The 14,919-nt window shown below is 46.1% G+C and carries 13 protein-coding genes, 1 rRNA gene and 1 riboswitch; of the genes, 9 read left to right on the top strand and 5 right to left on the bottom strand.

Annotated features, from left to right (window positions below; all coding sequences use genetic code 11):
- Positions 1-15: 15 nt before the first annotated feature.
- Positions 16-2,442 (bottom strand): glycerol-3-phosphate 1-O-acyltransferase PlsB, encoded by a 2,427-nt coding sequence (gene plsB / locus UF05_RS05125; RefSeq protein WP_005460370.1) that lies wholly within the window; start codon positions 2,440-2,442, stop codon positions 16-18.
- Between the two features lie 367 nt (positions 2,443-2,809).
- On the opposite strand from plsB, the gene lexA reads away from it, so the two are divergent.
- Positions 2,810-3,430 (top strand): transcriptional repressor LexA, encoded by a 621-nt coding sequence (lexA, locus tag UF05_RS05130; RefSeq protein WP_005480871.1) that lies wholly within the window; start codon positions 2,810-2,812, stop codon positions 3,428-3,430.
- A gap of 2 nt (positions 3,431-3,432) precedes the next feature.
- Here the strand turns inward: lexA and UF05_RS26280 are convergent, their stop codons facing one another.
- Positions 3,433-3,573 carry a hypothetical protein gene (locus UF05_RS26280; protein WP_197065567.1) on the bottom strand — a complete coding sequence of 47 codons (141 nt, stop codon included), beginning with the start codon at positions 3,571-3,573 and terminating at the stop codon, positions 3,433-3,435.
- A 53-nt stretch (positions 3,574-3,626) separates the two neighbouring features.
- Here UF05_RS26280 and UF05_RS05135 point away from each other — a divergent pair, with 53 nt between their 5' ends.
- Entirely contained in the window at positions 3,627-4,421 is a 795-nt protein-coding gene (locus UF05_RS05135; protein ID WP_045545909.1) for a class I SAM-dependent methyltransferase, read from the top strand.
- A gap of 55 nt (positions 4,422-4,476) precedes the next feature.
- Positions 4,477-5,820 carry an MATE family efflux transporter DinF gene (dinF, locus tag UF05_RS05140; protein WP_045545908.1) on the top strand — a complete coding sequence of 448 codons (1,344 nt, stop codon included), beginning with the start codon at positions 4,477-4,479 and terminating at the stop codon, positions 5,818-5,820.
- A gap of 95 nt (positions 5,821-5,915) precedes the next feature.
- Here dinF and sthA read toward each other — a convergent pair whose 3' ends face one another.
- Positions 5,916-7,346 carry a Si-specific NAD(P)(+) transhydrogenase gene (gene sthA, locus UF05_RS05145; protein ID WP_082063955.1) on the bottom strand — a complete coding sequence of 477 codons (1,431 nt, stop codon included), beginning with the start codon at positions 7,344-7,346 and terminating at the stop codon, positions 5,916-5,918.
- A 262-nt stretch (positions 7,347-7,608) separates the two neighbouring features.
- On the opposite strand from sthA, the gene fabR reads away from it, so the two are divergent.
- Together fabR and UF05_RS05155 are read left to right on the top strand one after the other, a co-directional pair.
- Positions 7,609-8,250 carry an HTH-type transcriptional repressor FabR gene (gene fabR / locus UF05_RS05150; RefSeq protein WP_005480868.1) on the top strand — a complete coding sequence of 214 codons (642 nt, stop codon included), beginning with the start codon at positions 7,609-7,611 and terminating at the stop codon, positions 8,248-8,250.
- The gene (locus UF05_RS05155; protein ID WP_005460363.1) at positions 8,250-8,615 is read left to right on the top strand and encodes a YijD family membrane protein; all 366 of its coding nucleotides are present in this window, start codon (positions 8,250-8,252) and stop codon (positions 8,613-8,615) included. Before fabR ends, UF05_RS05155 begins: the two co-directional genes overlap by 1 nt.
- 65 nt (positions 8,616-8,680) lie before the next feature.
- Here UF05_RS05155 and trmA read toward each other — a convergent pair whose 3' ends face one another.
- Positions 8,681-9,790, bottom strand: coding sequence for a tRNA (uridine(54)-C5)-methyltransferase TrmA (gene trmA, locus UF05_RS05160; RefSeq protein WP_045545906.1), 1,110 nt, complete (start codon positions 9,788-9,790; stop codon positions 8,681-8,683).
- Positions 9,791-9,976: 186 nt separating this feature from the next.
- Positions 9,977-10,176, top strand: a riboswitch (cobalamin riboswitch).
- 57 nt (positions 10,177-10,233) lie between these two features.
- Between trmA and UF05_RS05165 the strand changes: the two genes are divergently transcribed.
- The 3 genes from UF05_RS05165 to murI all read left to right on the top strand — a co-directional run bounded on the left by UF05_RS05165 (position 10,234) and on the right by murI (position 13,723).
- Positions 10,234-12,108, top strand: a complete 1,875-nt coding sequence (locus UF05_RS05165) for a TonB-dependent receptor domain-containing protein (RefSeq protein ID WP_024703592.1) — start codon at positions 10,234-10,236, stop codon at positions 12,106-12,108.
- Positions 12,109-12,186: 78 nt separating this feature from the next.
- Positions 12,187-12,870 (top strand): ATPase, encoded by a 684-nt coding sequence (locus tag UF05_RS05170; RefSeq protein WP_045545905.1) that lies wholly within the window; start codon positions 12,187-12,189, stop codon positions 12,868-12,870.
- Between the two features lie 40 nt (positions 12,871-12,910).
- A complete protein-coding gene (gene murI / locus UF05_RS05175) occupies positions 12,911-13,723 on the top strand; it encodes a glutamate racemase (RefSeq protein WP_021454392.1) in 813 nt (270 codons plus the stop codon).
- Here murI and UF05_RS05180 read toward each other — a convergent pair.
- Positions 13,677-14,132 carry an RNA-binding protein gene (locus UF05_RS05180; RefSeq protein ID WP_045545904.1) on the bottom strand — a complete coding sequence of 152 codons (456 nt, stop codon included), beginning with the start codon at positions 14,130-14,132 and terminating at the stop codon, positions 13,677-13,679. The genes murI and UF05_RS05180 overlap by 47 nt on opposite strands.
- Before the next feature lie 558 nt (positions 14,133-14,690).
- Between UF05_RS05180 and UF05_RS05185 the strand changes: the two genes are divergently transcribed.
- Positions 14,691-14,919, top strand: a 16S ribosomal RNA gene (locus UF05_RS05185); the annotation flags it as partial.

Consider the following 14,919-nt stretch of genomic DNA (forward strand, 5'->3'; position numbering starts at 1 on the left):
GTTTTTTTGTGTTTGTTATGCCTGAAGTTGGTGGATACTTTCTTCGATGGTCAACTTCACTTCTGGGTACAGCAGCGTAAACAGTAGCTTGGCAAATTTCTGCGTTTTCTTCTTATCGCAGTTACCGTCGCTATCGAGGTACTCTTGCTGTTTGAGCGTATTGAACATGGCGGTAAACACACCTTTGTCGAAGAACTCCGGCGCGTTGATACCGTGCAGGCGACCTAAACGTTGCGCGATGTCTTGGCTCTTCTGTTCCAGATCCGATTTACCCAATTCAGGGTACGCAACCAATAGGTTCATGGCGATGGAGTAACGCTGCAGCGTCTCAGTAATCGTGCGACCAAGTAGAACCAGCGGTTGGTTGTTTGATTGGTTGATTTCCAATTTGTTGCCATCAAGACAGATCATTTTCTGTTCGGCAAACTCATTCAACGTTTTCACCACAAGGTCGTTTAAATCTTCCTCTTGGTAGCTTAGGAACAGCTCTTTCTTCAAGAATGGGTAGATTTGCGCGACGTTCTCTTGGATTTTCTCCACGGTGAGATTGCGCTGACGAATAATCATCTGGGCAATCAATGATGGCAGCGCAAACAAGTGAATGATGTTGTTGCGATAGTAAGTCATCAGAATCGATTGACTACGATCAAGAGAAATGATGTCGCCCATGCTGTCTGTTTCAATCACAAACTTATCTAACGAGATAGCGTGATCAACCAACTCTTCAGCACTTTCCGTTGGGATGGTTGAAGTGCTTGAGTATGGGTTGTTCTTCAGTAGCTTCAAGTAGCACTCAATCTGATTGATCAGAGAATCACGAGACAGTGCACGTTGACGAGAAGCCAACAATGCTGTTGCACAAAGCGTTAAGGCGTTTGCCGCTGCCGCATCGTTAATGTGCGTCATCATCTTGTTCGCTAGCTCATTGACCACAGGGTTCATCCACTGTGGTTTGCTACCGCCCATGCTATCGATGTCTTTTGTCCACTCTGGCGCGTGCTCGTTAAGGTATTGGTTGAGCTGAATTGGCTCACCGAAGTTCACGTAGCCCAAACCAAAGTTACGCAGTTTACGTAGAGTGCGCAGAACAAGACCTGCGTTTTCTTTCTCTTTACGTTTACCGCGCAGCTCTTTGGCGTAAGTGCCAACTTCCATTACGTGCTCGTAACCGATGTAAACCGGTACCAGCGTTACCGGACGGTTTAGACCACGCAGCATCGCTTGAATCGTCATGGCCAACATACCCGTTTTCGCTTGCAGTAAGCGGCCGGTACGTGAGCGACCACCTTCGCTGAAGTACTCTACCGAGTAACCTTTTGCAAACAGCTCGGCTAGATACTCACGGAAAATCGTGGAGTACAGTTTGTTGCCTTTAAAGCTACGACGAATAAAGAACGCACCACCACGACGGAAAATCGGACCCGCAGGGAAGAAGTTCAGGTTGATACCCGCAGCAATGTGCGGTGGCACCATACCTTCATGGTACAGAACGTAAGACAGCAGTAGGTAGTCCATGTGACTACGGTGACACGGCACGTAAACGATCTCATGGCCATCTTGCGCCAAGCGACGTACTGTCGAAGCGTTGTTGATGTGCAGGCCTTGATACAGTTTGGTCCACAGCCAGCTCAGGATGCGATCGCCGTTCTTCACCAGACCGTATGAGAAGTCGGCTGCGATTTCATCCATGATGTCATGGGCTTCTTTGCGCGCTTTCTCAATCGAAATGTCTTTGCTTTTTGCCTCGTCTTCAATCGCTTGTTCAATTGCAGGTGACTTTAACAGGCGAGCAAATAGCACTTGGCGTTGCGGTAGGTTTGGACCTGATGCCGCCAATTTTTGACGAGAAAAGTGGATACGTGCCACGCGCGCCAATTTATGCGCAATAGCACTGTCTGTACCGTGAGAATCCGCCATATAACGCAGTGAAACCACCGGGCTAAAGCGCACCAAACAGTCACGACCTGCTGCCATTACCGCTTTCGCTTTTTGTGGCCCATTCATTGGTTGCAGGTACGGGCGATGGCTCTCTTCTTTACCTGGTTTGCGTCCCCAAAGTACGGTCGCAGGGATCATCTGCACATCAAGCTCGCTATCAAGCTTGTGCAGTTCCAGCAGCTCAGTAAATAGAGAAACAGAATCTGTCGGGATGTCGTTGTCATTGCCCATCACGGTTGGACGTGAGGCAATAAAGACGAAACGATTAAGCGTTTTGCCATTGATTTCCAGCGGACTGAGCGGGTCTGGTAGCCCAAGGCTCATGGCTTGTTTTTGCAGTGTCAGCAAATCCACGTTCGAACGGAACGGCAAGGCATACACAATCGGCTTAGTTAGGTCGATGTTGAGATCGTCAATCGGATTCGATGGGATTGTGGTGCCCTTTACCATTACCGATAAAGGTAGTTTTAGTAATGAACGTGAAAATGATTGTCCAGAAGACATAAAGTTCACAGCCTCAATAGGTATTCAAACAGGCCCAACCTTAGTTCTGTGTCCGCGTGGCTCAACTTCTTGGCAAAGAAATGAGTACGGCAATAGAAATAAGCCTAGGCAATAAATTTTAAGCGCAGCAAGGATACCAGAAACTGGTCAAACCTTTTAATTTTATTGAGTGGAAATTAGTCGAACTCCTAAGTTGTTGCTTTACTTTGATTAACTTCAGACACGGTGTTTTAAACGCGCTTTGCGCCACAGTTTGTGGGCAAGTTCAGAAAGCGAAGCAAATAAATTAAAAAACAACCAATTGGGTTTCCATTTGACCATTTACTGGATATACTCACAGTTAACTGTATAAAAAGACAGGTGAGACATGAAGCCGTTAACGCCACGCCAACAACAAGTCTTCGATTTGATTAAAAGCAAAATCGATGACACCGGAATGCCACCAACTCGTGCAGAGATTGCGCGTGAGCTTGGCTTCCGCTCTGCGAATGCCGCAGAGGAACACCTAAAAGCGCTTGCTCGTAAGCAAGCCATTGAAATTATTCCGGGCGCATCGCGTGGGATCAGAATCCTGCTTGAAGATGCGGCCAATGACGAACAGGGCTTGCCTCTGATTGGTCAAGTCGCTGCGGGTGAGCCGATTCTGGCTCAAGAGCACGTAGAAGCGCACTACCAAGTTGACCCTGCGATGTTCAAGCCGCAAGCGGATTTCTTACTTCGTGTAAACGGCGAAAGTATGAAAGACATCGGTATTATGGACGGTGATTTGCTTGCTGTGCACAAAACACAAGATGTTCGCGATGGTCAGGTTGTCGTTGCTCGTGTTGATGACGATGTGACCGTCAAGCGCTTGGAACGTAAAGGTTCAACCGTTTTATTGCATGCAGAGAATGAAGAGTTCGCACCGATTCAAGTAGACTTAACGTCTCAGCATCTGACTATTGAAGGCTTAGCCGTTGGTATTATTCGCAATACCGATTGGATGTAAGTTTATCGCAACAGCCCAGCTTCGCTGGGCTGTTGCCTATTTGTCTTAGCACTTTTTTTCTCATCCGCTTTGAGCTCCTGCTCTCTGTTTACTTCTAATATTCTTATCGCCCCTATCTCTGTGCTTGATAATGCAATTGACATTCATTATCATCCTTTCCAGTGTCCACTCTTTCTCACTGGCGCAGGAAATGCCCATGTCTAAGCCAAAACATCAAGTTCCTAATCATCTATTGAAGCCTTTGCTATTACGCAGCCGTGAAAGCATGGTCGACAATGGTTTGGTGTATGACCCCATTGCAGCGAAAGCTTGTCTAAGCTGCAAGATGGCACCTGATTGTTTAAGTGGTGATATCGCGCAAAAGCAGCTGCTACACGTGACGTTGACTCAACTGTGCGACCAACAGGTAACGCAGTTTTTGCAGCAAAATCCGGACGCTTGGATCATCAATGTTGGAGCTGGACTCGATACCCGTTTTTACCGTTTGGATAACGGCCGCTGTCACTGGATTGAATTGGATGTTACGGAGAATCTAGTTTGGCGTCAGCGTCTATTCCATAAAAACGAACGCTACGAACATCGCAGTGGGAGTGTGGAAGACATGTCGTGGCTCGAATCTCTGACCATTCCAGATAAATCACCCGTATTGATTCTGTGCGAAATGGCATTGTTGGATTGCTCTGAGCGACATGTTGCGCGGTTTATTCAAAACTTAGGTCGCCATTTTGTCTCGGCTGAGGTCTGTATGGTACTCGCTGGAGACTTAACAGAAAGCAAGTGGGGGCAAAAGCTTGGCTCGGATTGCTATGCCCATGGATTTGAGGCACCGGCGGAACAAGTTCTGAGATGGTTGCCGTGGGCACAATGGGTGAAAGCGCTCTCGCCATTCGACCGATTCTGTTCACGATGGAAAGCTTGGCAACGCTGGCTCAATAAAATTCCAATGCTAAAGCATCGTCTCACGCCAGTGCTTGTTCACATCAAGTGGTAATTGGCTAGTCATTAAGCACTCAGGTACACTCGTCGATCTAAACAACGAGGTGCCTGTGACAAACTCTATTTTCTCTCCTTTATCGAATCCTCAAGTGCATCGTCAGGTGTTAGCGCTCGCGATCCCGATGGTGCTGTCGAATATTACCGTTCCACTATTAGGCTTAGTCGATGCGGCGGTGATTGGCCACCTAGAGCACGCGTGGTATTTGGGCGGCGTTGCGCTGGGCAGTACCATGATCAGCGTAACGTTCTGGCTGCTTGGCTTCTTACGCATGTCGACTACAGGGTTGGCGGCGCAGTCCTATGGCGGCGAAGACCGAAAACAGCTCGCATTGGTGTTCATGCAGGGCTCATTCATGGCTTTGCTGTTTGCTTTTGTGTTCCTCATAGTCCATAGCCCACTTGCTGATCTGATTTTTGGCTGGAGTGATGCCAGTGCTGAAGTGAAGCACTACGGCATGCAATATTTCTCTATCCGAGTGTGGAGTGCGCCGGCGGCACTGATGAATTTTGTGTTGTTGGGCTGGTTGCTCGGCACGCAAAACTCCAAAGCGCCTATGTGGATGGTGATCATCACCAATGTCACCAACATCGCTCTCGATTTGTTATTTGTGATGGGCTTAGGTTGGAAAGTTGAAGGTGCTGCGCTTGCATCCGTGATTGCTGATTACTCAGGCATGGCGTTTGGTTTGGTCTGCGTTTGGAAGACATGGCAAGCACGTCAGTTGCCGTTACCCAAGCAATTACTTGCTGACACTCAGCATGGGTTAGGGCGATTTGTGAAACTCAATCGCGATATCTTTCTTCGTTCATTATGTTTGCAAGCTGCGTTTAGCTTTATGACGTTTCAGGGCGCGAGCTTTGGTGATGATGTTGTCGCGGCAAACGCTGTGTTGATGAGCTTCTTGATGATGATTTCCTATGGCATGGATGGCTTTGCCTACGCGATGGAAGCGATGGTGGGGAAAGCGATTGGCGCGAAAGACAGAGCTCAGCTTAGTGATTCTCTGGTGGGCACATTCTTTTGGAGTCTGATCATCTGCTTAGGGCTTACTGCGGTATTTGGCTTAGCGGGATCGAATTTGATCGCCATGATCACTTCTATTGCGATTGTGCAGCAGCAAGCAGCGATCTATCTACCTTGGCTGGTGGTGATGCCGTTGGCATCCATGTGGTGTTTCTTATTCGATGGCATTTTTGTTGGTGCCACTAAAGGCAAGGACATGCGGAATAGTATGTTTGTCGCAACGTGCTGCTTCTTCGCAATCTTCTTTTTGTTCTCTGGCTGGCAAAACCATGCGCTTTGGTTGGCGATGACCAGCTTTATGGCGATGCGAGGGATTGGTCTCGGAGCGATATTCTTCTATCAATGGCGTAAAGGAACGTTCCTCGCGTAAATAAAAACAGCAGGTCGAAAACCTGCTGTTTTTGCATTTGGATCATGGCAACCCAAATACTCATTTAACCTCATTATCTCAGCATTGTATGGCTACTAGAACAATCGGTTCAGCCCATTCAATGCCGCTACACGATAGGCTTCAGCCATGGTCGGGTAGTTGAAGGTAGTATTCACGAAATATTCAATCGTATTGGCTTGGCCTTTCTGTTCCATGATGGCTTGACCAATGTGGATGATTTCCGCTGCACGTTCACCAAAGCAGTGAATGCCAAGAATTTCCTTGGTTTCACGATGGAACAAAATTTTCAAACTGCCGACATCTTTGCCTGCAATTTGCGCACGTGCCAGATGCTTGAAAGAAGAGCGGCCAACTTCATAAGGCACTTTCGCTGCCGTCAGTTCTTGTTCTGTTTTACCAACAGAGCTGATTTCTGGAATGGTGTAGATGCCTGTTGGGATGTCTTCAATCAGATAGTTTTCTGCCTGACCTTTGGTGATCGCTTGTGCGACAAATCGTCCTTGGTCGTAGGCTGCGCTCGCAAGGCTAGGGTAACCAATCACATCACCCACTGCGTAAATGTGCTCAACCGCCGTTTGGTAGTTGCGGTTCACTTTAAGCTGGCCGCGAGAATCCGATTCTAGACCGACGACATCCAAACTGAGTTTGTCGGTGTTACCGGTTCTGCCGTTCGCATACAGCAAACAATCGGCGCGCATTTTCTTGCCTGACTGCAGGTGAATAATGACGCCATCTTCTGTGCCTTCGATTTTCTCGTAGGTTTCGTCGTTACGAATGACAACGCCGCTGTTCCAGAAGTGGTAAGACAGTGCATCAGACACTTCGTTATCCAAGAACTCCAACAAACGATCCCGGGTATTGATCAGGTCGGTTTTCACACCAAGTCCACGGAAGATAGAGGCGTACTCACAACCGATAACGCCTGCACCATAAATGATGATATGACGAGGGTCGTGTTTCAGGCTCAGGATAGAGTCACTGTCGTAGATTCGTTCATGCAAGAAGTCGACATCGTTTGGTCGGTAAGGACGAGAGCCCGTCGCGATGACAAATTTATCGGCCGAGTAGATTTCTTCCGTACCGTCATTTTGCATTACCGCGATAGAGTGCGTATCAATAAAACGTGCAGTACCGAACAGCAGCGTGCAGTCATTGCGGTCGTAAAACCCCTGACGAAGGCAAGTCTGTTTATCGATGACCGTTTTCGCATGGCCTAAAATGTCAGAAAATGTTGCATGAAGGCTGGTGTTGTTTCTGCAAAATAGCGGGTTGCTATTGAATTCGATGATACGGCTTACTGCATGGCGCAGCGCTTTCGATGGAATGGTTCCCCAGTGCGTACAGCCGCCGCCCACACTGCTTTCTTTCTCGACGATGGCAACATTCAGTCCCGCTTTGGTTAACCCCATTGCAGCCCCTTCTCCGCCAGGGCCACTACCAATTACGATCACGTCATAGTGATTAACATGCGCCATGATGCCTTCCTTGTTATATTTGCTTAACATTGCTTTAGCGCGATTTTAACTCATTTGCTCTATACGTACACGTAATGGCTGCGAGAGAGTGGAAGTGATCACGCAGAATCGAACAAAAGGATGAATTGGTATGTTGTATGTCTATAAATTGACTCGAGAACATTGCAATTAGATGCATGCTAATAGTAACGTTCTCGCCGCTTACCTTGGGTGAGGCAACATATCTTTCTCCGTAGGGGTGAATTGCGTTATATTGAAGCTCTTGTACCCTACAGAAAAGAGCAAGTTAAGAATGAAATCGATGGGAATCCGCGCGCAACAAAAAGAGAAGACACGTCGATCGCTGATCGATGCGGCATTTAGTCAATTAAGTGCGGATCGCAGCTTTTCCAGTCTCAGCTTGCGAGAAGTTGCCCGAGAGGCAGGAATTGCACCCACTTCTTTTTATCGTCACTTCAAAGACATGGATGAGCTAGGCTTAACAATGGTTGATGAAGGAGGTTTACTATTACGTCAACTGATGCGTCAGGCACGTCAACGTATTGTCAAAGAAGGCAGTGTGATTCGAACTTCGGTTGAAACCTTTATGGAATTCATTGAAAGTAGCCCTAACGTATTCCGCTTATTATTGCGTGAGCGCTCTGGCACTTCTTCTGAATTTCGTACTGCCGTCGCTCGAGAAATTCAGCATTTTGCGGCAGAATTAACCGAGTATTTAATGAGCACCGGTATGACCAGAGAAGAGGCGTATACTCAAGCAGAGGCGTCGGTGACTTTGGTCTTTAGTTCGGGTGCTGAAGCTTTAGATTTAGATCGACGTGAGCGCGATGAACTCGCCGAGCGATTGATCATGCAATTGCGAATGATAGCCAAAGGGGCCTATTGGTATCGCAAAGAACGTGAACGTAACCGATTAAAAGGCGGGATAGAATAATGTCGAATGGAAATAAATCTGAAAAGAAAACGCTGATTTTGGCACTGGTTGCAGGTATGTGTGGTGATGCTTTATTGTCATGGTTGACCATGAGTGAAGTGTCTTTCTCAATCTTCCCACTGATTGCACTCGTACTGGCTGTACAAGCTCTTTACCAAGAGTACTTAAACAACCCGGTATCGGAAGATATTCCCTTAGTGGGCTTAGCGTGTTTCTTTGTTGGTGCCTTTGGTCACTCTGCGTTTATCAAAGCGCAATACCCAGAAGCAGGCTCAAATTTCTTCGCAATCATGGTGTCGATGATCCTATTGGCATGGATTGGTAAAAAGCTGGGTTTCATGGAAAAGAAAACTTCTGCTGAATAATTGAAAAAATTCCAACAAAAAAGCGAGCTATTGAGCTCGCTTTTTTTATGTCTTTCGCTGGTGGCTTACGCTTTACGTTCTAGTAAAACGCCGGCTTCCATGTGGTGGGTGTAAGGGAATTGGTCAAACAGAGCAAAGCGCGTCACATTGTGAGTTTCACTTAGAATGTCCAAGTTTTCTTTTAGGGTCTCTGGATTACAAGAGATGTACATGATGCGCTCGTAACATTGCACCATTTTGCACGTATCCACATCCATACCTGCACGTGGTGGATCGACAAAAATCGTGTTGCAGTTGTAGCTCTTCAGATCGACACCATTGTCTTTTAAACGACGGAATTCGCGCTTACCTTCCATTGCTTCTGTAAATTCTTCTGCCGACATACGGATGATTTGTACGTTGTCGATCTTGTTCGCTGCAATGTTGTATTGTGCTGATTCTACCGAAGGCTTAGCAAGCTCAGTAGCAAGTACACGGTCGAAGTTTTGCGCTAATGCTAACGAGAAGTTGCCGTTACCACAGTAAAGCTCTAGTAGGTCGCCAGTGCTCTCTTGAGTACAGTCAACCGCCCATTCCAACATCTTCTCTGCTACTTTGCCATTCGGTTGGGTGAAGCTGTTTTCGACTTGCTGGTAGATGTAGCTTTGGCCATTTACGTCCAGTTTTTCGATCACGTAGTCACGGTCTAGGATGATTTTCATCTTACGTGCGCGACCAATGATGTTTAGGTTAAAGCCTTCATCATTTAAACGCTGTTTAAGGGCTTTCGCGTTTTCAATCCACTCTTCATCAAGTTGGCGATGGTAAAGCAGTGAAACCAGAATCTCACCGCTTAGCGTCGATAGGAAATCGACTTGGAATAGTTTACGGCGTAGGGATTCGTTGTCTTTCATCGCTTCAACCAATAGCGGCATCAAATCGTTGATCAGACGGCTGGCTGCTGGGAATTGGTCTACGCGGTATTTCTCACGAGTCTCTTGGTTGAACATGATGTAGTACAGGTCTTCACCTTCATGCCAAACACGGAACTCAGCACGCATACGGTAATGCTGCTCTGGTGATTCAAACACTTCCAGTTCTGGCACGTTGTATGGCGCGAACATATCAGTGAGACGTTCGACTTTTTCAGCCAGTTGTTCTTGGTAGCGTTGTGGATTGACATCAAGAGTAGCCATGATCTTACCTTTTATGGTGCATTCAATTTAAGAGCGCAGATTTTATTCAATCTCAACAGTATGTCCAGTTTTGTACGGGAATTGATTTAAAGATAGTGCGTACAGGTTGAGGAGAAAGCAAAATTAATCAAAACGTTACAATTTCTATGGGCAATATTGGCTGGACAAATAATCAATAGCTGAATAATATTTGCCTCAAGCTGGTGGCATCTAGCAATCTAGATGGCTGAAATGGGAATCTGGTGAAAATCCAGAACTGACGCGCAGCGGTAAAAGAGAACGAACGCTCATCACGACACTGCATTAGTTTATGTGGGAAGTCGAGCAACTAGGTGGTGTAAACCTCGCTCTTCAGTCCGAATACCTGCCAGCAACTGAGCCACAGCATTGGACTGCCTAAGGAGGCAGGGCTCGGAAGGAATTACGCGATTTAGGACAATATAATGAAAAAATCCGCATTGGCGATCACCCTGGCATCGCTGCTTTCACCTGTCTCTTATCTACAGGCCCAAGAAACTTCTGTTGACGAAACCATCGTAGTTACTGCGAATCGATTCAAGCAAATCGATGGTGCTGTTCTAGCTCAAACCGTGACAGTAACGAAAGAAGATATTCGCCGTCAGCAAGCTGACAGTTTGTTTGATGTGTTCCGTACTTTGCCTAGTATTGAGGTTGCTCAATATGGTGGCCGTGGCCAAAGCGCATCGATTTTTGTTCGCGGTGGCAGTGCCACCCAAGTGTTGGTTTTGGTTGATGGTGTACGCATGCCTCGCGCAATCATGGGCGGTATCGATTTCAACCAATTTCCAATCAACTCTATTGAACGTATCGACTACATTCGCGGCGCACGCGCATCTATCTATGGCTCAGAGGCGATTTCCGGCGTAATCAACATTATTACTCGAGCAAGTATTGATGATGATGCAAGCCGAGTGTCGGCGGGTTATGGCTCCAACAATCATAAAAAAGGCACGTTTGCCGTATCTAAACCTGTAGGTGAAGGTAAGCACATCAAAGGGGTATTAGGTTACGAGAAAACGGATGGTTTTAACGTTAAACCTTTGCCGGGTTTGAATGATGGCGATGAGCACGGATTTGAAACGTTGAACCTTAAATTAGGTTACCAGCAAAACTTTTCTGATAATTTTTCTGGTTACGTTGGCTTTAGTACATACAGCAACGAATACGACTATGACAACAGCAGTTATGGCAATCCTGGGTGGGGAACAGTAGATAAGCACGAAAAGAAAACGGGTGAAGTGGAATACGTAGGTGCAGATTTGTCACTTGAGTATTCTAAAGATGTTTACACTTCTGAGTTGAAGTTAGCTTACGGTCAACAAGACAACTATGACCTTAAATCGGGCCAAAGTAAGTCGACCGGCGATCACGTGGCCATCGAACAGTTCAATGCAATTTGGCTAAACTCATACAGCATCAATGATGAACTGAGTATTGGAGGCGGCTTAGATTACCGTAATGAGAAGTTAGCAAAAGGCTACCTTGCACCAAGTGACTGGGGACCAGCGAAAGACTACAACCCAGAGAAGAATCCAAGAACAAACATTGGCATCAGCGCAATTGCTCAATATGCATTGAATGCATGGACCTTCGAAGCCAGCGTACGTAATGATGAAAACAACCAGTTTGGCAACAACACTACGTGGCAAACCGCAGCAGGTTGGAAAGTTTACGAAGGATACGAATTAACGCTGAGCCACGGCACTGCATTCCGTGCGCCTAGCTTTGTTGACTTGTATTACCCTGGCTATGAAATGCCGAACTTAAAGCCTGAAGAGTCAAAAAACACGGAACTATCGTTATCTGGTGTGGCATCGATTGTTGATTGGACTGTAACTGGGTATTACAACCAAATTGAAAACATGCTGATCTGGAAAGGTGCGGGCATGCAAAACATTGGTGAAGCTGAGATTAAAGGTATCGAACTAGAAGTTAAACTCGATACTGATATTGTCTCTCATGAGTTCTACCTAGATTACAAAGATCCTGTCGACAAGTCTGGTGCAGAAGATACCCAACTAGCATACCGCTCCAAGCGTGGTGCTAAGTGGAATGCTTATGCGACATTTGACCAATGGACGTTGGGTTCGCAGTATCTTTACCAAGGTGAGCGCTTTAATGGTAGTACAAGACTACCGAGCTACAGCCTATGGAACTTCACCGCTTCTTACGCTGTAAACTCAAGTTGGGACATCAACGCCAAACTAAGCAACGCTTTCGATAAGAACTACGAGATGTACTCAGGTTACGCAACTCCTGGGCGTCAGTACTTTGTATCCGCTGACTATCGATTCTAATTGCGTTTGATACAACAAAGGCCGCCTTATTGGCGGTCTTTATCATTATTGGTGTGCAGAAAATGGCTGGAAAACAAAATGACGAAACCAAAACGTGTCGTAATCAGCTGGTCGAGCGGTAAAGACTCTACACTAACGTTAGAGCGTTTAAACGAAAACCCGGACTATCAGGTGGTTGGGTTATACACGACTTACGTAGGGAAAGAAGTCCCTTTCCAAGCAACTCCGCTTGAGGTCGTGCAAATGCAAGCAGACTTACTTGCTCTTCCGCTCATTACTATAGAGCTGCCTGAAGTCTTTCCGAGTAACGACATTTATCAATCGGCCATCGTTAATGCATTACAAAGTAGTGGGCTGAACGTAGAAGCTGTCGCATTCGGCGATATGTTCTGCAATGGTATTGCCGATTATCGTCGTAGCTACATTGAGCCAGCAGGATGGGAATGTGTCTTTCCTCTCTTAGGGGAGAATAGTTTGAGCTTAGCGATGGAAGTCATAGCACGTGGAATTAAAACTATGTTGATTACCACTGATGGAAAGGCACTTGCTTCAGAATGGTGTGGTCGTTGGTATGACCAAGTATTAATCGAGTCATTACCACGTCATATTGATCCATGTGGAGAAAATGGTGAGTTCCACACATTGGTGACATCAACCCCATCATTTCAAGGACATATAGAACTGACTAAGCTTGAAGTGGAAATAGGGGAGCGATTTAGCCATCAAAGATACCGCGCCAAAGCATTGCCAAAACAAATCTAACCAGTATGATCGCCGAGTCTCTATTCATCAGGTAAGACTCGTGCGAGCATCAAGTAAGAAAAAAGTTCTAGTGTTTGATTCCGGTGTCGGCGGACTATCAGTTTTCCAAGAAATTCACCAACTCCTTCCACACTTAGACTACTTCTATCTGTTCGATAACGAAGCTTATCCTTACGGCGAACTCGATCAGAATGTGCTTATCTCGCGCGTCAATCAGCTGGTTTCCGCATTGGTAGCAGAGCATCACATCGATATCGTCGTCATTGCGTGCAATACTGCCAGTACAATCGTATTGCCGTCATTGCGTGACAACTTATCAGTGCCAGTTGTTGGCGTCGTGCCTGCCATCAAACCGGCCTCCTTACTAGCGACTCAGGGAGTAGGGTTAATCGCAACGCCTGCGACCGTCACTCGTCAATACACTCATGAGCTGATCCGCGATTTTGCGCAAGGTAAGCCAGTTGAACTGCTAGGTTCGACGCGTTTGGTTGATATGGCAGAAGAAAAGCTACGTGGTGATAGTGTTCCTTTGGATGAACTGAAAAGTATCTTATCGCCGTTATGCAATAAAGTAGACGTCGCTGTACTTGGTTGTACACACTTCCCATTAATCAAAAGCGAAATTCAGCAAGTGCTGGGTAGCAACGTCGTTTTGATTGATTCTGGGGAGGCGATAGCGCGCCGGGTTAAAGCATTACTTTCTTGTGGTGAGCTTGAAGAGAAAGAAGAAGGGATAAAACGAATCTTTGCCAGTGCACCTCCTTGGCAAGAAGATGCACTGAACATTTGTCTGGCGAAATTAGGATTTAATCCAGTCCAGATTTATCGCCATCTGGGTGTTTCGGATCGTTAGCAATACGAACTTTAAGTGTTCGCTCCATGTATTCCCTTTCATTTAACTTCGCGATAGCCGGTTCTGCATCAGCAGCGGCCATAACGACAAAACCAAACCCTCTTCTTTTACCTGTGCGTTTATCTTTCATTAAGCGCACAGCAAATACCTGCCCATACTCTGCAAATAAATCACGAACGTGACTTTCATTTGCTTTATAAGGAAGGTTACCGACATACAGCGTTTTAGTTGAAGGATCAGATTCCGTTGGTTGAATAGATGGTGTTTGGCTAGAAAATGAAAATAGAAAAGCAGTAGCAGCAACACCGATAAGAAAGCTCAAAGCTGGTGGAATAGCGAATTGAGAGAATAGCACTCCCCCAATGACGGCCAGCCCAGCACATAGGATCAGATTTTTTTTAGACGTCATTTTGATTACTACATATAGATAATAAAGAGATCGATTGTCTATTTAACAGAATAGACACATGAATCTTACGTATATGGTTGGTGTTTTTCCAACCAATTGCTGTGATATGTCTCAAATGTGACGAAGAAATATGCAAATTTCGGCGTTTTGATGGATTAATGAACGGTTGAAAGTTTTTTTTGCAAAAAACGCTTGTACTAATTTCTCAACTCCCTATACTGCGCATCCACCGACACGGAGTGAGACGAAAGTCACACAGCGAGTCGGAAATTGAGAGAAAAGAAATTTGAAAAAAATGCTTGACTCTCTCACGGCGTGAAGTAAGATACGCACCCCTAACGACGAGCAACTAAGTTGCTGAAAATGTTAGAAAAGCTCTTTAAAAATAAGAACCTATCAATCTGTGTGGGCACTCGTTGATGATAATCCAATTCGATACCTCGGTATCAAATTAGGTTTCAATGAAACGAAGTGACCATTGAATCTTCGGATTCAGCACAGTCAATTCAAACATTACTTTATGTAATGTTCAGTATTCATTGAGCCGAACAAAATCTTAAATTGAAGAGTTTGATCATGGCTCAGATTGAACGCTGGCGGCAGGCCTAACACATGCAAGTCGAGCGGAAACGAGTTATCTGAACCTTCGGGGGACGATAACGGCGTCGAGCGGCGGACGGGTGAGTAATGCCTAGGAAATTGCCCTGATGTGGGGGATAACCATTGGAAACGATGGCTAATACCGCATGATGCCTACGGGCCAAAGAGGGGGACCTTCGGGCCTCTC

It is taken from the genome of Vibrio sp. S457-15 (genome assembly GCF_000960545.1).
In the GTDB taxonomy this organism is placed as follows: Bacteria; Pseudomonadota; Gammaproteobacteria; order Enterobacterales; family Vibrionaceae; genus Vibrio; species Vibrio parahaemolyticus.